A 20,731-nucleotide genomic window follows, 5' to 3' on the forward strand; every position below is an offset into this window, starting at 1 on the left:
TCACGCCTCCTTCGGGTCGACAGGGCGGGTGGCGCGGCGGGTGCGACGCAGCGGGGGCTGCACGCCGAGGCGCTTCGGGTCGAGGCCGGACCACTTGTGCCCGCCCGTGAAGAACTTGGTGCGGGCCAGGAGCGTCATCAGCGGCTTCGTGAAGAGGAAGACCACGACGATGTCGAGCAGGGTGGTCAGGCCGAGCGTGAACGCGAAGCCCTGCACCTTGCCGACGGTCACGATGTAGAGCACCGCGGCCGCGAGGAACGACACGAAGTCGGAGACCAGGATGGTGCGCCGGGCCCGCGGCCAGGCGCGCTCCACCGCGGGACGCACGGAGCGTCCCTCTCTGATCTCGTCCCGGATCCGCTCGAAGTACACGATGAACGAGTCCGCGGTGATACCGATGGCCACGATGGCACCACAGACGGCCGGCAGGTTCAGCGCGAAGCCGATGGCCGGGCCGAGCAGCGTCATCAGGGTGTACGTGAGGATGCCGGAGGTGAGCAGCGAGGCCAGCGCGACGACCGACAGGCCCCGGTAGTAGACCACCAGGTAGAGGACGACCAGCGCGAGGCCGATGGCGCCCGCGATCAGGCCGGCGTTCAGCTGCTCACCGCCGAGCGCGGCGGTCACCGAGGTGACGCTCTGCTCGTGGAAGGTCAGCGGCAGGGCGCCGTAGGACAGCACGTTCGCGAGGTCCTGGGCGGACTCCTGGGTGAAGGAGCCGGAGATCTCGGCGTTCTGGCTCAGGGTGGAGCTGACGCTGGGAGCGGAGACCACATCGCCGTCGAGCACGATGGCGAACTGGTTCATCGGCGACTGCTGGGTCTTGAGCTTGCTGGTCGTCGCGGCGAACTTCTTCGAGCCCGTGCCCGTGAACTCCATGTTCACGACCCACTGGCCGTTCTGCTGGTTGATGGTCGCCTGGGACTTCTTGACGTCCTTGCCGCCCACCTCGGAGGGGCCGAGGATGTACTTCTGCCACTGCCCCTGGCTCTGACCGCAGGCAATGATCGGGTCGGAGGACTTCGCGCCCTCGTTGATCTTGGTGCGGGCGGCCTTGTCCGTGCAGTCGAGCTGCATGAACTTCTTCTGCAGCGCGGTGGTCGCCGGGTCCGTGCTTGCGCTCGGGGTGGCCTGCGGGTCGTCGCCGGTCTTCGCGGAGGCGCTCGGCGTCGCGTCGGCCTTGAGGCTGTCGGTGACGGCGCGGCCCTGCGTCGTGGCGCTCGGGGACGGCGTGACCGTCGACTTGTCGGTCGCCTTGTCCGAGCCGGTGGCCTTGTCGGTCGCCTTGCCACCCGTGGAGGCGCTCGGGGACGGGGTGGCCGACTTGTCACCCTTGCCGGCCGGCTGGCCGGAGGTCATCGTGAGCACCGGACGGAAGTAGAGCTGCGCGGTCGTACCGACCTGCTCGCGGGCCTGCTTCTCGTTCGTCCCTCGCGGGATGTTGACGATGATGTTGCTCTTGCCCTGCGTCTGGACCTCGGCCTCGGAGACACCCATGCCGTTGACACGGCGGTTGATGATGTCCGCCGCCGTGTCCATGTTGGTCTTGTTGATCGCGTTGGGCTTGCCCGGCTCGTTCTTCGCCTCCAGCGTGATGCTGGTGCCGCCCGCGAGGTCGATACCAAGGCGCGGGGTGAACGTGCCGGAGGCGAACATCCCCCCGACGAGCGCGACCATGATGATCACGATCAGGCCCAGGGCGCGCCCCGGCTTCGACGGGGCACCTGCCCCTCGGCTCTTCTTAGGTGTGGCCACCTTCTCGTACTCCCTCTCCATCCGCCCGGCATCGGGGTTGGGTGCCCAGGCGGCCATGAAATGGTCGAGAGTCCGCGCGGGTCACGCACGAACAGGAACCGCGGGGCACATCGAGCGGACGCCCCACGGTTCCGGCCGTACTACTTCGCGTCGGACTCGCCGTCGGTCTTCTTCACCTCGACGTCGTCGGCCTTCTCGGCCGGCTCCGCCTTCTCGGCCTTCTCGGCCTCGGCGGGCTCGTCCTTCTTGCCGAGGTCGATGCGCGAGTCGTCAGCGGCGGTCTCGTCGCTCTCGGTGAGGGAGGACGCGTCGTCCGGCACGACGGCGTCGTTGGTCAGCTCATCATCACCAACGACTTCCTCGCCGTGGACGATGCGGTTGTACTCGTCATCGGTGAGTACGGCGCCGATGGCGTTCTTCGCGAACATGAGGTGGACCCCGGGGCCGGCGTCGAGGAGGACCGCGTCGTCGTGGACCTCCTTGACCGTGGCGTACATGCCCCCGATCGTGCGGACGCCGGAGCCGGGCTGCATCTCATTGCGCATGTCCGCGGCTTGCTTCTGCTTCTTCTTGGCAGACCGGGTCATCAGGAACATGGCCCCGATGAGCACAATGAACGGGAGGAGGGTCACAGGACTCACGGGTAGGAACTTCCTTCATTCGGCCGCGTCGAGATGCGGCCGCATCGATGATGGGGTATTACGCCGCTGTAAAGGCGACGTCGGCGGAGTCTAAGCGAGTCCGCACTGTGGGAACAACGCTCAGCATGGCACCGGGGTTCCAGCCCCGGCGAGCACGCGCGCCGTCATGCCCCGAAGAGGTCTTGTTGTCCGCCTGCCCCAGGTCTCCCTTGGGGTGCGGTGAGTCCGAGGTGGGCCCACGCGGCGGGAGTCGCCACGCGCCCCCTGGGGGTGCGCGCCAGGAGTCCCTCTCTGACGAGGAAGGGCTCGGCGACCTCTTCCACGGTCTCACGCTCCTCCCCCACGGCGACGGCGAGTGTCGAAAGTCCCACAGGGCCACCGCTGAACAGCTTGAGCAGGGCTTCGAGCACGGCGCGGTCCAGGCGGTCGAGGCCGCGGCCGTCCACTTCATAGACGCCGAGGGCCGCGGACGCGATGTCCCTGTTGATCTGTCCGTCGGCCTTGACCTGCGCATAGTCGCGGACGCGGCGCAGCAGGCGGTTGGCGATACGGGGCGTGCCGCGGGAGCGTCCTGCGATCTCGGCGGCGCCCTCCGTGTCGATCTCCACATCGAGGAGGCTCGCCGAGCGATGGATCACTCGCTCGAGTTCCGGGGGCCCGTAGAACTCCATGTGTGCGGTGAAGCCGAAGCGGTCGCGCAGCGGCGGCGGCAGCAGCCCCGCGCGCGTGGTCGCGCCGACGAGGGTGAAGGGCGGCAGCTCCAGCGGGATGGCGGTGGCGCCCGGGCCCTTGCCAACGATGACGTCGACCCGGAAGTCCTCCATCGCCATGTAGAGCATCTCCTCGGCGGGCCGCGACATCCGGTGGATCTCGTCGAGGAAGAGGACCTCGCCCTCCTGGAGCGAGGAGAGGATCGCCGCGAGGTCGCCCGCGTGCTGGATCGCGGGGCCGGACGTGATGCGGATCGGGGCGCCCATCTCGGCCGCGATGATCATGGAGAGGGTGGTCTTGCCGAGGCCGGGGGCGCCGGAGAGCAGGACGTGGTCGGCGGTGGCGCCGCGCGCGCGGGCGGCGCGCAGGACCAGGTCGAGCTGCTCCCTGACCTTCTCCTGGCCGATGAACTCGCCCAGGTCCTTGGGGCGCAGGGCCGCCTCTACGGCCTGGTCCTCGTGGTCGGCCGACGCACCGACGAGCCGGTCGGCCTGCGGCGTCGCGGCGTCTTCGGCGGTCTCGTCCCAGTTCATGTGTGGTGCCTCGCGTTACGGATTCGGAGGGGCGGTCGGCTTCGGATGCCCGGTCGGGGCGGCGGGGCTAACGGGTGCGGTTGAGGGTCTGCAGGGCCGCCTTCAAGAGCTGGCCGACCTGCGGCGTGCCCTCCGCGGCCTCGGCCTGCGGGGCGACCGCGTCGACCGCCTCGTCGGCCTCGCGGGTGGCGTAGCCGAGGCCGATGAGTGCGGCGTGCAGCTGCTCGCGCCAGCCGCTGTTGACGGGCGCCCCGATGGCGGGGCCGCCCGTGCCGAGGGGCTCGCCGAGCCGGTCCTTCAGCTCCAGGAGCAGCTTCTGGGCACCCTTCTTACCGATGCCGGGGACGGCCGTGAGCGACTTCTCGTCACCCGTGGAGACGGCTCTGCGCAGCGCGTCCGGGCTGTGCACGGCGAGCATCGCCTGCGCCAGGCGCGGGCCGACGCCGCTCGCCGTCTGCAGCAGCTCGAACGTCTGCTTCTCGTCGTCGTCCGCGAAGCCGTACAGGGTGAGCGAGTCCTCGCGTACGACAAGAGAGGTGGCGAGCTTGGCCTGCTGGCCGATACGCAGCGTGGACAGCGTGTTCGGCGTGCACTGGAGGGCCATGCCGACACCGCCCACCTCGACCACCGCGGCGTCGGGGGCGAGGGCGGCGACGGGGCCGCTGACGAAGGCGATCATGCGGTACGGCCTTTCGGTGCGTGAGAAGCGCGGGTGGCTTGGGGGGTCCTGGACGCCTGGGCCGCGTGCTGTGCCACGGCCTGCTGGAGTCTGTTCTGCGCGGGGGCCCGCCAGATGTGGCAGATGGCGAGGGCGAGTGCGTCGGCGGCGTCGGCCGGTTTGGGCGGGGCGTCGAGCCTCAGCAGGCGCGTCACCATGGCGCCCACCTGTGCCTTGTCGGCGCGGCCCGTGCCGGTGACGGCGGCCTTGACCTCGCTGGGCGTGTGCAGCGCCACGGGGATGCCGCGGCGCGAGGCGCACAGCATGGCGACGGCGCTGGCCTGGGCGGTGCCCATCACCGTACTGACGTTGTGCTGGCTGAACACCCGCTCCACGGCGAGGACTTCGGGACGGTGCTCGTCGAGCCACTGCTCGATTCCCTGCTCGATGGCGACGAGGCGGTGGCCCAACTCGGCGTCCGCGGGCGTCCGTACGACACCGACGCCGCGCATCGTCAGCGGCCGTCCCGCGATCCCCTCGACCACGCCGACACCGCACCGGGTGAGACCCGGGTCCACCCCGAGAACGCGCACGCCTGCCCCCAACCTTCGATCGCCTGTTTGTGCAGGCTATCGGGTGCCACTGACAAAGCGGCGGGCCGACGGGGTGTGTCCCATCGGCCCGCCGCTGATGTCGCGTCAGGCGTCGACCTTCTCCATGACCTCGTCGGAGACGTCGAAGTTGGCGAAGACGTTCTGCACGTCGTCGCTGTCCTCGAGCGCGTCGATCAGCTTGAAGATCTTGCGCGCGCCCTCCTCGTCGAGCTCGACCTGCATGGTCGGGACGAAGTTGGCGTCGGCCGAGTCGTAGTCGATGCCGGCCTCCTGGAGCGCGGTGCGGACCGCGACCAGGTCGGTGGCCTCGGAGAGCACCTCGAAGGACTCACCCAGGTCGTTGACCTCTTCGGCGCCCGCGTCGAGCACGGCGCCCAGGACGTCGTCCTCGGACAGCTCGCCCTTGGGGACGACCACGACGCCCTTGCGGTTGAACAGGTACGACACGGAACCCGGGTCGGCCATGTTGCCGCCGTTGCGGGTCATGGCGACGCGCACGTCGGAGGCGGCACGGTTGCGGTTGTCGGTGAGGCACTCGATGAGCACCGCGACACCGTTCGGCCCGTAGCCCTCGTACATGATCGTCTCGTAGTCGGCGCCGCCGGCCTCGAGGCCGCCGCCGCGCTTGACCGCGGAGTCGATGTTCTTGTTCGGGACCGACTGCTTCTTCGCCTTCTGAATGGCGTCGTAAAGCGTCGGGTTGCCCTCGATGTCGGTGCCGCCCATGCGTGCGGCGACCTCGATGTTCTTGATCAGCTTCGCGAAGAGCTTGCCGCGCTTGGCATCGATCACGGCCTTCTTGTGCTTCGTCGTAGCCCATTTAGAGTGGCCGGACATCTGCCTGTCTCCTTCGCGTAACCAATTTACGAACGCCAGAGATCCTACAAGGAACCCGGAGCGTCCTTCGCCCGCACCATATCCACGAACAGGGCGTGGATCCGGTGGTCCCCGGTGAGTTCCGGGTGGAAGGACGTCGCAATGGCGTCGCCCTGGCGCACGGCCACAATGTGCCCCTCGTGCTCCGCGAGCACCTCCACCTCGGCGCCCACGGACTCCACCCACGGAGCCCTGATGAAGACGCCCTCTACAGGATCGCCCTCGACGCCCCGGACGTCGACCGCCGCTTCGAAGGATTCGTTCTGCCGTCCGAAGGCGTTGCGCCGCACGATCATGTCGATGCCGCCGACGGTCTCCTGGCCCGAGCGCGGGTCGAGGATCTTGTCGGCGAGCATGATCAGGCCCGCGCACGTCCCGTAGACCGGCAGACCGTCACGCACGCGCGCGCGAAGGGGCTCCATCAGACCGAAGAGGTTGGCCAGCTTCGACATGGTGGTCGACTCGCCGCCGGGGATGACGAGCCCGTCGACCTCGGCCAGTTCCTCGGGGCGCCGCACCGGCCTCGCCACGGCGTCGGCCGCGGCCAGGGCGACGAGGTGCTCCCGCACGTCGCCCTGGAGCGCGAGCACTCCGACCACGGGAGTGGTCATCACCAGCCCCGGTTCGCGTAGCGCTCGCCCTCGGGCAGCGTGTCGCAGTTGATGCCGACCATGGCCTCGCCGAGGTTGCGGGACGCGTCCGCGACGATCTTCGGGTCGTCGAAGAAGGTGGTGGCCTTCACGATGGCGGCGGCGCGCTTGGCCGGGTCGCCGGACTTGAAGATGCCCGAGCCGACGAAGACGCCCTCGGCGCCGAGCTGGCGCATCAGCGCGGCGTCGGCGGGGGTCGCGACGCCACCGGCGGAGAAGAGGACCACCGGCAGCTTGCCCAGCTCGGAGACCTCCTTGACCAGCTCGTACGGGGCGCGCAGGTCCTTGGCGGCGGCGTACAGCTCGTTGTTGTCGAAGCCGCGCAGCTTGGCGATCTCGTTCTTGATCTGGCGCAGGTGGCGCACGGCCTCCACGACGTTGCCGGTGCCGGCCTCGCCCTTGGAGCGGATCATCGCGGCGCCCTCGGCGATGCGGCGCAGGGCCTCGCCCAGGTTGGTGGCGCCACAGACGAACGGGGTCGTGAACGCGAACTTGTCGCTGTGGTTGACCTCGTCGGCCGGGGTGAGGACCTCGGACTCGTCGATGTAGTCGACGCCGAGCGACTGGAGCACCTGGGCCTCGACGAAGTGGCCGATGCGGGACTTGGCCATCACCGGGATCGAGACCGCGCCGATGATGCCCTCGATCATGTCCGGGTCGGACATCCGGGCCACGCCGCCGTCCTTGCGGATGTCGGCCGGCACCCGCTCCAGTGCCATCACCGCGACGGCGCCGGCGTCCTCGGCGATCTTCGCCTGCTCGGGCGTGACGACGTCCATGATGACGCCGCCCTTGAGCTGCTCGGCCATGCCTCGCTTGACGCGGGCGGTGCCGGTGGCGGTGTTTTCAGAAGTGGACACGGGTGACCTCACTCGGTGAAGAAAGCTTTTGCAGCACCGAGGAAACCTCTGGACAGCAGGCCACTACAAGGGCCAATGGACAGCCGGTGGCTCCTTTTGGCCTGGGATCCAGTGGATCCAGGTCTGGTGGATCCGGGTGGATCTAGTTGGTGGCGCGGTCGGCCAGCGCCACCGGCGCCTCGTCGTCCATCTCGAAGGCCAGCGGGAACGGGGCGTGCCCGGCGAGCCGGAACCAGCGGACCGTGCGGTGGCGGCGCAGCGCGCGGGCGGCACGTACGGCGTCGTTGTGGAAGCGGCGGGCCATGGGGACGCGGCGGACCGCCTGGGCGAGCTCCTCGGCGGCCTCCTCGCCGCCGGGGGCCTCGCGGACCACCTCGACCTGGTCGGGCTCGTTGAAGATCGCCCTGAGCGCCTGACTGAGCTCGCTCTCCGCGACCTCGCGCTGCTCCTCCTCGGCCTGGCGCGCGGCGTGCGCCGCCTCGTACAGCACGATCGACGCGGCCGGGTCGAGCACGCCCGACGTGGCCAGTTCCTGGGCGACCGAAGCCCGGCGCAGGAGTTGGGCGTCGAGGGCGGCGCGGGCCGCGTCGATACGGGCGTGCAGGCGGTCGAGCCTTCCTGCGGTCCAGCTCAGGTAGAGCCCGATCGCGAAGAGGGCTACGGCGATCCAGATGAGGGTGACGGTCACGGGCGGCAAGGCTACCGGGGTCGCGGCGGGCCCAGGTCCTGTCGTCACACTCGCGTCGTCGCCCGGAGGGCGGCCTGGCGGCGTCTGGTGCGTGCGATCGCAAGGCGCCGGAGAGTCCTCGTAGCGGAGCTACTCGGGCTTTTCGGCAACGCCGCGAGCGTGCGTGCCAGGCGTCGCCAGGCAGACGGGAGTGTGACGACAGGGCCTCAGTCCCGCGCCAAGCCGAAGCGCGCCCTGAGGCCCGTCCGCTCGTCCGCCGCGACCGCGGCCGCGCCCTGGGTCACCGTCTCGTAGACCGAGAGGATGTCCGCGGCGACCGTGGACCAGTCGAAGCGGCGGACGTGCTTGCTGCCACGCGCGCGTAGTTCGGCGCGGCGCTCCGGGTCGCCCAGGAGGCGCAGGGCGGCGACGGAGAGGGTGTCCGCGTCCTCGTTGGTGAAGAGTTCACCGGCGGCGCCCTGGTCGAGGACCTGCGCGAAGGCGTCCAGGTCGGAGGCGAGCACGGGGGCGCCCGCCGACATCGCCTCCACCAGGATGATGCCGAAGCTCTCGCCCCCGGTGTTGGGCGCGACGTAGACGTCGACGCTCGCCAGGAGGCGCGCCTTGTCCTCGTCGCTGACCATGCCGAGGAATTCGACCCGGTCGCGCATCTCCTTGGGCAGCGAGGCCACCGCCTCGTTCTCGTCGCCGCGCCCCGCGACCAGGAGCCGGGTCTGCGGGCGCTCCGCGAGGATCTTGGGCAGCGCCTTCATGAGCACCGGAAGCCCCTTGCGGGGCTCGTCGATGCGGCCGATGAAGCCGATCGTGTCGCCCTGCCACTCGGGCTTGGGCTCGGCGCGGGCGAAGAAGTCGACATCGACACCGTTCGGGATGACGACCGCGTCGCCGCCCAGGTGCTCGACCAGGGTGCGGCGCGCGTACTCGCTCACCGCGATGCGCGCGCTGATCTTCTCCAGGGCGGGCTGCAGGATCGGATACGCGGCGATCATCGCGCGCGAGCGCGGGTTGGACGTGTGGAAGGTCGCGACGATCGGGCCCTGCGCGGCCCAGCACGTCAGGAGGCCGAGCGACGGGGACGCCGGTTCGTGGATGTGGATCACGTCGAACGTGCCGTCGTGCAGCCACCTGCGCACGCGCGCGGCGCTCAGGAAGCCGAAGTTCAGGCGCGCCACCGAGCCGTTGTACGGCACGGGAACCGCGCGGCCTGCCGACACGACGTACGGCGGCAGCGGGGTCTCGTCGTCCGCGGGCGCGAGGACGGACACCTCGTGCCCCAGGCGGATGAGGTGCTCCGCCAGATCGCGGATGTGGAACTGGACGCCGCCCGGCACGTCCCAGGAGTACGGGCAGACGATTCCGATCCTCACGCCGACCTCTCTTCGGATTTGTCGGCGGTCCCGAGGTCTTCGAGCCACAACCGCTGCAGCATGTGCCAGTCCTCCGGATGGTCCGCGATCCCCGTGGCGAAGGCATCGGCCAGCGCCTGCGTCATGACAGACGTCTTCTCGGCCCGCGTGCCTGTCTCCGGCACGTCGACGGGTGGGTGGACACGACCCCGCATGACGGGCGAGTCGTCGTACCAGAGGGTGACCGGGAGCAGCAGCGCCCCGGTCTGCTGGGCGAGCATCGCGGGCCCCGCGGGCATCCGGGTCGTCTCGCCGAAGAACTTGACCTCCACACCGGAGGACGACAGGTCGCGGTCCGCGACCAGGCAGACCAGGCCGCCCGCGCGCAGCCGCCGTGCGAGCGTCCCGAAGGCGGCGCCACCCGTGTGCGGCAGCACCTCCATGCCGAGGCCCTCCCTGTAGGCGACGAAACGGTCGTACAGGGTCTCCGGCTTGAGCCGCTCGGCGACGGTCGTGAACGGGGTGTCCAGCTTGGTGGTGACCCAGGCGCCCGCCAGGTCGTAATTGCCCATGTGGGGCAGCGCGAGGACGACGCCCTTGCCGGCGTCCAGGCCCTCGGTGAGGTAGTGAATGTCCTTGACCGAGACGCCGTCGCTGATGCGCTCCTTGCTCCACGTGGGGAGCCGGAAAGACTCCATCCAGTAGCGCAGGTACGAGCGCATGTTCTTCCTGGAGAGCTGTTGCAGGCGCTGTGGAGTGGCGTCGGGCACCACGCGCGCGAGGTTGGCCTCCAGACGCTGCACGCCCTTGCCGCGCTTCTTCCAGGCGGCGTCGGCGATCGTGCGGCCCAGGCGCTGTGCCACCGGCTCGGGAAGCTTCTTGACGCCCGCCCAGCCGAGCCCGTACAGCGCGTCGGTGATCCGCTCCTGCGTCCCGCTCACGAGGTGGCCCCCTCCTGGGCCGCCGCGTCGGCCTCTGCGGCCTCACGGCGGACCGTGACGACGCGCTGGATCAGCGTGACGAGGCTGCCCACGGCGACGATCCACAGGGCGACCGGCAGCAGGTACTGGATGCCGGGCACCCCGAACTTGTGCAGCCCGGCGAAGCCCGCGGCGACGAGCGAGATGACGAGCCGCTCGGCGCGCTCCACCAGACCGTTCACGGCGACGGGCAGGCCGATCGATTCGCCACGTGCCTTCGTGTAGGACACGACCTGGCCGCTGGCGAGGCAGAAGATCGACACGGCGCACAGGACGTTGTCGTCGCCCCCACCCGCGTACCAGAGCGCGAGGCCGCCGAAGATGGCGCTGTCCGCGACACGGTCGAGCGTGGAGTCCAGGAAGGCGCCCCAGCGGCTGGAGCGGCCCAGCTGGCGCGCCATATTGCCGTCCACGAGGTCCGAGAAGACGAACAGCGTGATGACGACGGTTCCCCAGAAGAACTCACCGCGCGGATAGAAGACCAGCGCACCGGCCACGACTCCGGCGGTGCCCAGGAGCGTGACCGCGTCGGGGCTGACTCCGCGGCGGATGAGAAACGCGGCGAACGGTGTGAGGACACGCGTGAAGAATGCACGCGCGTACTTGTTCAGCATGGCCTTCCCGATGGTCGGTGGCCGCGCGGCCCCTCTGGCCACCGGCTGGCCCATCGTAGCCACGCACACGTGCGAACCGCCGACGGGCCGCTCGCGTGGGCGTGCGATCCGGTACGACGTATGGACGCACAGTGACCCGAGTGGAAAGCTCGAAGACACCGCGGGCGTCGCCGAAGCCGCCTCCGCACGCGGATTCGCGTGTCCGCGCCCATAGGCCGACAAGGACCTAGGACCACCTCACCGAGCAGCAAGCAACCGGGAGGCCAAGGCATGGGCGACAAGAGCAACGGACACCCCGGAGCCGCCGGCAGGGCAGCGACGGCCGACCATCCCGCGTCCGTACGGAATGTGGTGCTGGTCGGCCACAGCGGATCGGGCAAGACCACCCTGGTGGAGGCCCTCGCGCTGACCGCGGGGGCGGTGAACAGGGCCGGGCGCGTCGAGGACGGCACCAGCGTCTCGGACTACGACGAGATCGAGCATCGCCAGCAGCGCTCGGTCCAGCTCTCGCTCGTCCCTTTGGAGTGGGACGGATTCAAGATCAATCTCCTGGACACCCCCGGCTACGCGGATTTCGTCGGGGAGTTGAGGGCCGGTCTGCGGGCTGCGGACGCGGCCCTTTTCATCGTTTCGGCGGCCGACGGGCCCGAGACGATGGCGGGCGCGACACGCATGGTGTGGGAGGAGTGCGCGGCGGTCGGCATGCCGCGGGCCATCGTGATCACGCACCTGGAGGCGGCGCGCGCCGACTTCGAGGACATGACGCGGACCTGCGCCGAGGTCTTCGGCGGCGACGACCCGGACGCCGTGCTCCCGCTGTACCTGCCGCTGCGCGGCGCACAGGCGCCGGACGGGCACGCGCCCGTGACGGGCCTGATCGGGCTGCTCTCGCAGCGCCTCTTCGACTACGCGTCGGGCGAACGCAAGGAGTCGGAACCGGGCGCCGACCAGGCCTCGTTGATCGAGGAGGCCCGCAACCGGCTCATCGAGGGGATCATCTCGGAGAGCGAGGACGAGACCCTCATGGACCGCTATCTCGGCGGCGAGGAGATCGACGTCAAGACGCTCGTCGACGACCTGGAGCGGGCCGTCGCGCGCGGCGTCTTCCACCCCGTCCTCGCGGCGGCTCCGGCGGCGGAGGGCGCACGGCAGGGCATCGGCACCGTCGAACTCCTCGAGCTGATCACCGGCGGCTTCCCGACCCCCCTGGAGCGGACCGCTCCCGACGTGCGCGGGCGCGACGGGAAGGAGCTCGACATCCACGCCTGCGACCCGGAAGGGCCGCTGGTGGCGGAGGTCGTGAAGACCGCGTCCGACCCGTACGTGGGGCGGGTCTCGCTCGTCCGCGTCTTCTCCGGCACGCTGCGGCCCGACGAGACGGTGCACGTGTCGGGCCACGGGCTCTCCGACCACGGGCACGAGACCCGGGCCCTGCACGAGGCGGACGAACGGATCGGCGCGCTCTCGGCTCCCTTCGGGAAGCAGCAGCGCACGCTGACCCACTGCATCGCCGGCGATCTGGCGTGTGTCGCGAAGCTGAGCCGGGCGGAGACCGGGGACACGCTCTCGTCGAAGGAGGCGCCGCTGCTCATGTCGCCGTGGGAGATGCCCGATCCCCTGCTGCCGCTGGCCATCCAGGCGCACAGCAAGGCCGACGAGGACAAGCTCTCGCAAGGTCTCTCACGCCTGGTCGCCGAGGACCCGACGATGCGCCTCGAACAGAACCAGGACACCCACCAAGTGGTGCTGTGGTGCCTCGGCGAGGCCCACGCGGACGTCGCCCTGGAACGGCTGCGCAGCCGGTACGGGGTGCAGGTCGACGTCATCGCGCACAAGGTCTCCCTTCGGGAGACGTTCGCGGGCAAGTCGGCGGGGCGCGGCCGGCACGTGAAGCAGTCCGGTGGCCACGGTCAGTACGCGATCTGCGAGATCGAGGTGGAGCCGCTGCCCGGCGGCTCGGGCATCGAGTTCGTGGACAAGGTCGTCGGCGGCGCGGTGCCCCGGCAGTTCATCCCGTCCGTGGAGAAGGGCGTGCGGGCGCAGGCGGCGAAGGGCGTCGCGGCCGGATATCCGCTCATCGACGTGCGGGTGACGCTGCTCGACGGCAAGGCGCACTCGGTGGACTCGTCCGACGCGGCGTTCCAGACGGCGGGGGCGCTCGCGCTGCGCGAGGCGGCGGCCGACGCCCGGATCCATCTCCTGGAGCCGGTGGCCGAGGTCGAGATCCTCGTCGGCGACGACTATGTGGGAACCATGATGAGCGATCTGTCCGGGCGGCGCGGCCGCGTCGTCGGCACCGAACAGGCTTCGGGCGGGCGGACGTTGATCCGGGCCGAGGTGCCGGAGATCGAGATCGGCCGGTACGCGGTGGACCTGCGCTCGCTGTCGCACGGCACCGCGCGCTTCAGCCGTGCGTACGCCCGGCACGAGCCGATGCCCGCCCAGTTGAGCGAGCGGATCCGCGAACAGGCCCAGGACGTCCCGTAGTCGGGCCCGGACCGCGCATCGGACCGCTCACCGGCACCGGCTTCCCGTTCCTCGGGGCCGGTGTCGGTGGCGGCCGCTACGCTGGTCGAAGATCAGCCGGATCCGGCCGACGGCGCGCCCAACAGGTGTGCGGGGCGGGCAAGTCGGGAAAAGCCGCAGCGACGGCGTGCGGTGATGGGGGTGGCAGTGGCGGACACGATGAAGCCGGCTTCGGCCGACGGAGCATTCGACTTCCGACCGGGCGCGCAGATCCCGCTGCAGGGTTCCGCGGGCCAGACCGCCGCGACGTTCGCCATCGCCTCGGCCGCGTACCGGGACGACCCGGCGGTGAAGATCGAGGAGACCAACAACGAGTGGCACAAGTCCCAGGTGAAGAAGGGGATGTGGTCACTGTTCGCGCCGAACCTCGGTGAGGCGTTCGCGCGTGCGGTGCAGGTGCGGATGCTGGGTGGCGCGCGCAAGCCGCTCATCCAGTCGTTCGGCACGGAACCGCAGGTCGTCGTGGAGCACTGCCTCGCGGCCAACCGGATCCGGCGCCAGCGCGACAGCCTGCTCACGCTGGTGACGGTGGTGTTCGGCTTCCTGTTCCTGCCCGGTTTCCTGCTGTGGGTGACCGCGTTCGAGATCCGCCGCAGGGACGCCATCCGCGTGGCCGTGGCCGAGAAAGAGGTCAAGGAGGCCGAGGGCAAGAGCACCAAGGAGAAGCGCGAGGCGAAGAAGCACGAGCGCGCGGTGCGCGGCCGGTCCGCCTTCACCATGGCGGTGCTGGCCGTCGTGTTCGTCGCCGTCATCATCGTGCTCGTCAAGCTTCCGTCCAGCAGCGGCTGGACCTGGTATCTGCGCGCCTCGTTCATCGCGCCCGTGATAGGCGGCTTCTGGGCGCGGCGAATCTGCGAGCGCACCGCGCACGACCTGCGGGACCGGTGGGGCGGCCTGCTGTCCGGCGGCGGGATCGGAGCGAAGATCCCGGAGGCCGTCCCCGGCAGTCCCGGCGAGACCGCCGCCGAGCAACTGCGGCAGAATCTGGCCAAGTTGTCCGCCGAGCAGCAGTCGAACTCCGTGTTCTACGCGGGCCCCAAGGGCATTCTGGGCATGGGCACGCGCTGGGGCGGCTGGCAGTTGGCCGAGGACCTGGTGTCCAAGGAGCCCGGCAAGGACATCCACCCGTTCCGCAGCTGGGACGTGATCCGCGCGATCCACGACCAGCTCCGCCTCCTGGAGCGCAAGCCCATCCACACGGGCGGCTTCCCCACGCCTTCGGTGAAGCACTGGATCGTCTCGCCGGTCGGGGAGAACGCGAAGAGCGTGACCCGCCCCTCGGGCGTGACCGTGGACGCCTTCGAGACCAGGACGCACGAGATAGAGCGGATCTGCAACGAGCAGCAGTTCGGCGGCGGCAGCCGCCACTACCTGGGCTGCCAGTTCACGCTCTGGGACGGCCAGTTGGTGATCACGATGCTGATCACGGTGACGGTGCTGCACCAGACACTGCGGATAGAAGTCACCGGGCACGCGCTCGGTCCGGTGCACTCCCTGTTCACGTCGAAGCCCGAGCCGAGGACGAAGGTGATCTCCAAGCCCATACGGTTCTGGGAGACCACGGAGAAGACGCTCCCGCTGATCACCTCGGACGAAGCGGTGCGGATCGCGGTCCGCGCCCCCTTCACCTGGTATCCGCCGCTCCTGGACCACCTCGGCGGCAAGCTCGTCCTGCCCGAGCCGTTCGGCCTGCGCCACGCCTGGGCGGACCAGCCGTGGCGGCACCGCTTCATGGCGGACGACGCGCTGCGCACGGCCACGCCCGTCCTGCGCGTGGTGCACGCGGCGGCGATCAGGGTGCTCGATGAGAACGGCGTGGACACCGAGAAGTTCGGCGCCCGCTCGGGCTTCCTCAGCGGCGCGGTTCAGGACCCGTCACCGGGCAAGGCCGACACGTACGACGCGTAGGGACGCGCCGGCCCTGCGCCGACGGGGCCCTACTATTCGCTGCCCTATTCGCTCGGCCAGGCCTTCGCCAGGGCGGTGCGGGTGTCGGCGAGCATCTGCGGCAGCACCTTGGTGTGGCCGACGACCGGCATGAAGTTCGTGTCGCCGCCCCAGCGCGGAACGATGTGCTGGTGCAGATGGGCCGCGATGCCGGCGCCCGCGACCGCGCCCTGGTTCATGCCGATGTTGAACCCGTGCGCGCCCGAGGCGGAGCGCAGTGCCGCCATGGCGCGCTTGGTGAAGTCGGCGAGCTCCGCGGTCTCGTTCAGGCCGAGGTCGGTGTAGTCGGCGACGTGCCGGTAGGGCAGCACCATCATGTGCCCGCCGTTGTACGGGTACAGGTTGAGGATCGCGAAGACGTGTTCGCCGCGGGCCACGATCAGCGCATCCTCGTCGGACTTGCCGGGAGCCGTGCAGAAGGGACAGCCGTCGTCGGCCCCGGGGCCGCTCGGTTTGCCCTCGCCCTGGATGTACGCGATGCGGTGCGGGGTCCACAGACGCCCGAATCCGTCCGGCTCACCCACTGGACCGACCTGCTGCTCCGGCTCACTCGTCATGCAATGCAGCATATTGCGTCACCTCACGGAGGCGTGTCGGCGGGTACCACCCCAGGTCGGCGCGGGCGATGCTGTCGGGATGACCGACACCCCACTCGCCCGCTGGGAGCGGCACAACGGCGCCGTCCTGGCGGTGGCCTCGCTCGTCTTCCTCGCCGCGTACGCGGTCCGGGTCCTCGGCCACGGCCTGCCCGGCGCCGTGCGGACCCTCTGCCTGGCGCTCGCGCTCGCCGCGTGGGCGGTGTTCCTCGTCGACTACGTGACCCGTTGGCACCTGAGCGGACAGCGCTGGCCGCGCTTCATCCGCACGCACTGGCTGGACACGCTGGTCCTGCTGCTTCCGCTGCTGCGCCCGGTACGGATCGTGCAGGCCTACGAGGCGGTGCAGCGCCGGCAGAACGAGCCGCGGCTCTCGCTGCACGCGCGCGTGATCGCGTACGCGGGCCTTTCGGTGACGCTGCTCGGCTTCGCCGGGTCGCTGGCGCTCTACCAGCACGAGCACGCGGCGCCCGGCGCGGACATTCGTACGTACGGCGACGCGGTGTGGTTCACCTGCACGACGCTGTCGACCGTGGGCTACGGCGACCTGGCGCCGGTGACCCCGATCGGCCGGCTGGTGGCGGTGGGCGTGATGGCCTGCGGCCTCGCCCTGCTCGGCGCGGTCACCGGTTCGTTCTCCTCCTGGCTGCTTCAGGTGTTCGCGCGGGAGGGGGAACGGGAAGCGGAAAGGCCCCCGGGGAACTCCCCAGGGGCCTTCGACAACAAGGACGGCCAGGTCTGAAGGACCGGGCGTCAGGCCTGCGGACCTGGCGTCAGACCCGTGGACCGGGCGTCAGACCTGCGCCCGCTCCTCGACGACCTTCACGATCTTCGCGATGGCCTCGTCGACCGGGATGCCGTTCTCCTGCGAGCCGTCGCGGTAACGGAAGGACACCGAACCGGCGTTCATGTCCTCGTCGCCCGCGATGACCATGAAGGGCACCTTGGCCTTCTGCTGGTTGCGGATCTTCTTCTGCATGCGGTCCGAGGACTTGTCGACCTCGACGCGCAGCCCCTGGGCGCGCGCCTTCTCGGCGAACTCCTCCAGGTACGTCACGTGGCCGTCGCCGATCGGGATGCCGACGGCCTGGACCGGGGCGAGCCACGCCGGGAACGCGCCCGCGTAGTGCTCCAGGAGCACGCCGAAGAACCGCTCGATCGAACCGAAGAGGGCGCGGTGCAGCATGACGGGCTGCTGACGCGAGCCGTCGGCCGCGGTGTACTCGAGGCCGAACCGCTTGGGCTGGTTGAAGTCGACCTGGAGGGTCGACATCTGCCAGGAGCGGCCGATGGCGTCCTTGGCCTGCACGGAGATCTTCGGGCCGTAGTACGCGGCGCCGCCCGGGTCGGGCACGAGCGGCAGACCCTGCTTCTCGGCGGCCAAGCGCAGCGCCTCGGTGGCCTCGGCCCAGTCCTCGTCCGTGCCGATGAACTTGTCGGAGTCGTCGCGGGTCGACAGCTCCAGCTCGAACTCGGTCAGGCCGTAGTCGCGCAGCAGGTCGAGGACGAAGGTGAGGAGCTTGTCGAGCTCCTCCGCCATCTGCTCCTTGGTGCAGTAGATGTGCGAGTCGTCCTGGGTGAAGCCGCGCGAGCGGGTCAGGCCGTGCACGACGCCCGACTTCTCGTACCGGTACACGGTGCCGAACTCGAAGAGCCGCAGCGGCAGTTCACGGTAGGAACGCCCGCGGGACTTGAAGATCAGGTTGTGCATCGGGCAGTTCATCGCCTTGAGGCGGTAGTTCTGCTCGTCGAACTGGATGGGCGGGAACATGCCCTCCGCGTAGTGCGGCAGGTGGCCCGAGGTCTCGAAGAGCGCTTCCTTCGAGATGTGCGGGGTGTTCACGAACTCGTAGCCGGAGGCCTCGTGGCGGCGCCGCGAGTAGTCCTCCATGACCTTGCGGATCACGCCGCCCTTGGGGTGGAAGACCGCGAGGCCCGGGCCCAGCTCGTCCGGGAAGGAGAACAGGTCCAGCTCGGCGCCGAGCTTCCTGTGGTCGCGCTTCTCGGCCTCGGCGAGGAACTCCAGGTACGCCTTCAGCTCGTCCTTCGACGGCCACGCGGTGCCGTAGATGCGCTGGAGCTGCGGGTTCTTCTCGCTGCCGCGCCAGTAGGCGGCGGCCGAGCGCATCAGCTTGAACGCGGGGATGACGCGGGTGGTCGGCAGGTGCGGGCCCCGGCAGAGGTCCTTCCAGCACAGCTCGCCGGTCTTGGCGTCGAGGTTGTCGTAGATGGTCAGCTCGCCGCCGCCCACCTCGGCGTCCGCGCCGTCGGCGGCCTGCGCCGCGTTGCCCTTGAGGCCGATGAGCTCCAGCTTGTACGGCTCGTCGGCCAGCTCGACCGCCGCGTCCGCGTCAGTGGTGACACGGCGCGAGAAGCGCTGCCCCCGCTTCTGGATCTCCTGCATCTTCTTCTCGATGCGCTTGATGTCCTCGGGGGTGAACGGCTCCTTGACGTCGAAGTCGTAGTAGAAGCCGTCCTTGATGGGCGGGCCGATGCCGAGCTTGGCCTCGGGGAACAGCTCCTGCACGGCCTGCGCCATGACGTGCGCGGTCGAGTGCCGCAGGATGTTCAGGCCGTCCTCGGAGGAGATCTCCACGGGCTCGACGGTCTCGCCGTCGACGACCTCGTACGCGAGGTCCTTCAGCTCACCGGCCACGCGGACCGCGACGATGCTGCGCTCGCCGGGGAAGAGCTCGGCGGCCGTAGTGCCCGTCGTCACCACGCGCTCTTCCCGCTCGGAATCGCGTTGGATGGCCACACGGACGTCAGACACCGGTCTTCTCCTACCTGAAGATGGAACGCCGCGCCATTACCTGTGACGCGCGCAGCCACGATCGTACCGAGTCACCAGGGCCGCTCGCGAAACGGTTAACCGCGGGGACGGCCCGCAGGCCGGGCGACTGTCAGTGCCGGGCTCTAGCGTGAGACGTATGACACTCGACTGGAATCCGCTCCTCGCCGACCAGCTCGACTGGCACTGGCGACACCAGCTCCGCGACCGCCTGGCGGGGCTCACCGACGACGAGTACTTCTGGGAACCGGTGGCGGACTGCTGGAACGTCCGCCCGCGCGGCACCGGCACCGCACCCATGCAGGTCGGCTCCGGCGAGTTCACGATCGACTTCGCGTACCCGGAGCCGGTCCCCGCGCCGGTGACGACGATCGCCTGGCGCCTCGGCCACATCCTGGTGGGCGTGCTCGGCGCGCGGAACGCGTCGCACTTCGGGGCGGCGCCCGTCGACTACGAGTCGTACGTGTATCCGGGGACGGCGGCGGACGCCCTCGACCGGCTCGACGCGGCGTACGCGCAGTGGGCCGACGGCGTGCGCGGCCTCGGCGAGGAGGGGCTCGCCCGCCCGTGCGGGCCGGCGGAGGGCGAGTTCGCCAAGGATCCGATGGCGCGGCTCATCCTCCACATCAACCGCGAGATGCTGCACCACGGCGCGGAGATCGCCCTGCTCAGAGACCTGTACGCGCACCGCTCCAGCAACTGACCGGCCCCGCTAGTCCTCCCCCGCGCACGCCTCCTCGAAGAAGTCCAGGTTCTCCTGGAGCGACTTCATCATCCGGTCCCGCTCGGCCTCCTCCACCTGTACGGGTACGACTCCGGTCGCGCCGGTGAGGCGGCGGAATCCGCCCCGGCTCTCCAGGCGCCCGTGCACACGGATCGGCAGGCCCACCAGGTGCGCGTGCCCCGCGATCCGGTACGCCTCCTCGTCCAGCGTCATCCGTACGTGCGGCACCTCGACGCCCGCGAGCACCCGCATCCGCACCGTGCCCGCGCCGCGCGGCCCCGTCCTGCGCATGCGGACGACGGTGCCGGTGACGCGGACGGAGACGGCGGGTTCGGCGTGCAGGAAGCGGGCGCCGGCCTCGCGCAGTACGTCGAGGTCGCCGGGTGAGAACTCGACGGGGGCGTCGCCGTCCGTGCACTCCTCGGGCACCCCGGCGGCGGGCGCCCAGGCCACGCCGACGCGCGCGCCCTCGGTGCCCCGCACCAGCGCGACGAGCGCCTCGGTCAGTTCATGGCTGACGCCCGCCTCGATCGCGCCGTCGAACGCGTCCATGCCGCCGGTGGCCCGCCGGTAGTCGATGGCCTCGCGCACCGCGTACAGCGCCTGGTGCAGCCGTACGGCGAGCGCCCGCCCCGTGGCGACGGGCACGAACGCGGTGAGACGGCGCCCGCCGGACGCCGTCTGCACCAGTACGTTCTCCAGGGCCGCGGCCGCGGGCCGCCGATGCCTGGCCCCGTAGTACCCGGCGCGGCCGCGCGCGGCGAGGGCGCCCGCGAGCATCATCTGCCGCGCCGCGCCCCGCAGTTGCTCCTCGGCGGGCCAGGTCGAGGCGCCCGCGGGACCCGCCGGGACATCGCGCGTCCAGCGGATCTCGTCACTCGGCACGGCGAGCGAGACCAGCACCTCGCGCGCGGACGGCGTACCGCTGCGTTCGAGGGCGATGATCGCCTCTCCGAGCAGTTCCTCGCTGTCCGGGAAGGCCCGGCTCTCCGGCACGAGCAGGCTGGTCCGGCTCCCGGCCCCCGGCAGCGTCCAGCGCGCGTACCGCCCGGCGGCCCCGCCGCGCCGCCGCCAGCCGTGCCGGTCGAGCAGGGCGCCGAGCACCGCGGGATCGACCTGCCCCGGCTCGGGTCCGACGAGGTCGACGGGGTGGCCGCGGCCCGCGCCGAGCGGGCGCAGGGATTCCTCGATCGGGCGATGCTGCATCACACAACTCCCTTC

At 70.4% G+C, this 20,731-nt stretch carries 19 protein-coding genes; 4 read left to right on the forward strand and 15 right to left on the reverse strand.

Features of this window, described 5'->3' with window-relative positions; all coding sequences use genetic code 11:
• From secD to pgsA, 12 genes are all read right to left on the reverse strand, one after another.
• Positions 1-1,755 carry a protein translocase subunit SecD gene (gene secD, locus ACYSUO_RS03355; protein WP_461774756.1) on the reverse strand — a complete coding sequence of 585 codons (1,755 nt, stop codon included), beginning with the start codon at positions 1,753-1,755 and terminating at the stop codon, positions 1-3.
• A 140-nt stretch (positions 1,756-1,895) separates the two neighbouring features.
• Positions 1,896-2,396: a preprotein translocase subunit YajC gene (gene yajC, locus ACYSUO_RS03360; protein WP_461774477.1), complete on the reverse strand. Its 501-nt coding sequence runs from the start codon at positions 2,394-2,396 to the stop codon at positions 1,896-1,898.
• Positions 2,397-2,560: 164 nt separating this feature from the next.
• Positions 2,561-3,640, reverse strand: a complete 1,080-nt coding sequence (gene ruvB / locus ACYSUO_RS03365) for a Holliday junction branch migration DNA helicase RuvB (RefSeq protein ID WP_426904945.1) — start codon at positions 3,638-3,640, stop codon at positions 2,561-2,563.
• Positions 3,641-3,707: 67 nt separating this feature from the next.
• On the reverse strand, positions 3,708-4,319 hold the full coding sequence (ruvA, locus tag ACYSUO_RS03370) for a Holliday junction branch migration protein RuvA (protein ID WP_327654905.1): 612 nt from the start codon (positions 4,317-4,319) through the stop codon (positions 3,708-3,710).
• The gene (gene ruvC, locus ACYSUO_RS03375; RefSeq protein WP_461774478.1) at positions 4,316-4,891 is read right to left on the reverse strand and encodes a crossover junction endodeoxyribonuclease RuvC; all 576 of its coding nucleotides are present in this window, start codon (positions 4,889-4,891) and stop codon (positions 4,316-4,318) included. The genes ruvA and ruvC overlap by 4 nt, the downstream gene beginning before the upstream one ends.
• A gap of 105 nt (positions 4,892-4,996) precedes the next feature.
• Positions 4,997-5,749: a YebC/PmpR family DNA-binding transcriptional regulator gene (locus ACYSUO_RS03380; protein WP_461774479.1), complete on the reverse strand. Its 753-nt coding sequence runs from the start codon at positions 5,747-5,749 to the stop codon at positions 4,997-4,999.
• Between the two features lie 44 nt (positions 5,750-5,793).
• Entirely contained in the window at positions 5,794-6,399 is a 606-nt protein-coding gene (pdxT, locus tag ACYSUO_RS03385; protein WP_461774480.1) for a pyridoxal 5'-phosphate synthase glutaminase subunit PdxT, read from the reverse strand.
• Entirely contained in the window at positions 6,399-7,298 is a 900-nt protein-coding gene (gene pdxS / locus ACYSUO_RS03390) for a pyridoxal 5'-phosphate synthase lyase subunit PdxS (protein WP_461774481.1), read from the reverse strand. Before pdxS ends, pdxT begins: the two co-directional genes overlap by 1 nt.
• 142 nt (positions 7,299-7,440) lie before the next feature.
• Positions 7,441-7,986 carry a LemA family protein gene (locus ACYSUO_RS03395; RefSeq protein WP_461774482.1) on the reverse strand — a complete coding sequence of 182 codons (546 nt, stop codon included), beginning with the start codon at positions 7,984-7,986 and terminating at the stop codon, positions 7,441-7,443.
• A gap of 206 nt (positions 7,987-8,192) precedes the next feature.
• The gene (locus ACYSUO_RS03400; protein WP_461774483.1) at positions 8,193-9,353 is read right to left on the reverse strand and encodes a glycosyltransferase family 4 protein; all 1,161 of its coding nucleotides are present in this window, start codon (positions 9,351-9,353) and stop codon (positions 8,193-8,195) included.
• Positions 9,350-10,273, reverse strand: a complete 924-nt coding sequence (locus tag ACYSUO_RS03405) for a phosphatidylinositol mannoside acyltransferase (RefSeq protein ID WP_461774484.1) — start codon at positions 10,271-10,273, stop codon at positions 9,350-9,352. The genes ACYSUO_RS03400 and ACYSUO_RS03405 overlap by 4 nt, the downstream gene beginning before the upstream one ends.
• Entirely contained in the window at positions 10,270-10,980 is a 711-nt protein-coding gene (gene pgsA, locus ACYSUO_RS03410; protein ID WP_461774757.1) for a phosphatidylinositol phosphate synthase, read from the reverse strand. The genes ACYSUO_RS03405 and pgsA overlap by 4 nt, the downstream gene beginning before the upstream one ends.
• A gap of 216 nt (positions 10,981-11,196) precedes the next feature.
• Between pgsA and ACYSUO_RS03415 the strand changes: the two genes are divergently transcribed.
• On the forward strand, positions 11,197-13,413 hold the full coding sequence (locus ACYSUO_RS03415; RefSeq protein WP_461774485.1) for an elongation factor G-like protein EF-G2: 2,217 nt from the start codon (positions 11,197-11,199) through the stop codon (positions 13,411-13,413).
• A gap of 198 nt (positions 13,414-13,611) precedes the next feature.
• Positions 13,612-15,360, forward strand: a complete 1,749-nt coding sequence (locus tag ACYSUO_RS03420) for a hypothetical protein (RefSeq protein WP_461774758.1) — start codon at positions 13,612-13,614, stop codon at positions 15,358-15,360.
• Between the two features lie 44 nt (positions 15,361-15,404).
• Here ACYSUO_RS03420 and ACYSUO_RS03425 read toward each other — a convergent pair whose 3' ends face one another.
• A complete protein-coding gene (locus ACYSUO_RS03425; protein ID WP_461774486.1) occupies positions 15,405-15,968 on the reverse strand; it encodes an HIT family protein in 564 nt (187 codons plus the stop codon).
• A gap of 67 nt (positions 15,969-16,035) precedes the next feature.
• Between ACYSUO_RS03425 and ACYSUO_RS03430 the strand changes: the two genes are divergently transcribed.
• A complete protein-coding gene (locus tag ACYSUO_RS03430) occupies positions 16,036-16,737 on the forward strand; it encodes a potassium channel family protein (protein WP_461774487.1) in 702 nt (233 codons plus the stop codon).
• Positions 16,738-16,788: 51 nt separating this feature from the next.
• Here the strand turns inward: ACYSUO_RS03430 and thrS are convergent, their stop codons facing one another.
• Entirely contained in the window at positions 16,789-18,768 is a 1,980-nt protein-coding gene (gene thrS, locus ACYSUO_RS03435; protein WP_461774488.1) for a threonine--tRNA ligase, read from the reverse strand.
• Between the two features lie 157 nt (positions 18,769-18,925).
• On the opposite strand from thrS, the gene ACYSUO_RS03440 reads away from it, so the two are divergent.
• Entirely contained in the window at positions 18,926-19,489 is a 564-nt protein-coding gene (locus ACYSUO_RS03440; RefSeq protein WP_461774489.1) for a DinB family protein, read from the forward strand.
• A 9-nt stretch (positions 19,490-19,498) separates the two neighbouring features.
• Here the strand turns inward: ACYSUO_RS03440 and ACYSUO_RS03445 are convergent, their stop codons facing one another.
• Positions 19,499-20,716: a hypothetical protein gene (locus ACYSUO_RS03445; RefSeq protein ID WP_461774490.1), complete on the reverse strand. Its 1,218-nt coding sequence runs from the start codon at positions 20,714-20,716 to the stop codon at positions 19,499-19,501.
• Between the last annotated feature and the right edge of the window lie 15 nt (positions 20,717-20,731).

It is taken from the genome of Streptomyces sp. UC4497, from assembly GCF_054871485.1.

Excerpts from the sequence above, each read along its gene's own strand:
- pgsA (WP_461774757.1), bottom strand. The coding sequence starts at position 10,980 with ATGGGCCAGCCGGTGGCCAGAGGGGCCGCGCGGCCACCGACCATCGGG.
- pdxT (WP_461774480.1), bottom strand. The coding sequence starts at position 6,399 with ATGACCACTCCCGTGGTCGGAGTGCTCGCGCTCCAGGGCGACGTGCGG.
- ACYSUO_RS03380 (WP_461774479.1), bottom strand. The coding sequence starts at position 5,749 with ATGTCCGGCCACTCTAAATGGGCTACGACGAAGCACAAGAAGGCCGTG.
- ACYSUO_RS03415 (WP_461774485.1), top strand. The coding sequence starts at position 11,197 with ATGGGCGACAAGAGCAACGGACACCCCGGAGCCGCCGGCAGGGCAGCG.
- ACYSUO_RS03420 (WP_461774758.1), top strand. The coding sequence starts at position 13,612 with ATGAAGCCGGCTTCGGCCGACGGAGCATTCGACTTCCGACCGGGCGCG.
- ruvB (WP_426904945.1), bottom strand. The coding sequence starts at position 3,640 with ATGAACTGGGACGAGACCGCCGAAGACGCCGCGACGCCGCAGGCCGAC.
- ACYSUO_RS03430 (WP_461774487.1), top strand. The coding sequence starts at position 16,036 with ATGACCGACACCCCACTCGCCCGCTGGGAGCGGCACAACGGCGCCGTC.
- ACYSUO_RS03445 (WP_461774490.1), bottom strand. The coding sequence starts at position 20,716 with ATGCAGCATCGCCCGATCGAGGAATCCCTGCGCCCGCTCGGCGCGGGC.
- ACYSUO_RS03440 (WP_461774489.1), top strand. The coding sequence starts at position 18,926 with ATGACACTCGACTGGAATCCGCTCCTCGCCGACCAGCTCGACTGGCAC.
- ruvA (WP_327654905.1), bottom strand. The coding sequence starts at position 4,319 with ATGATCGCCTTCGTCAGCGGCCCCGTCGCCGCCCTCGCCCCCGACGCC.
- ACYSUO_RS03425 (WP_461774486.1), bottom strand. The coding sequence starts at position 15,968 with ATGCTGCATTGCATGACGAGTGAGCCGGAGCAGCAGGTCGGTCCAGTG.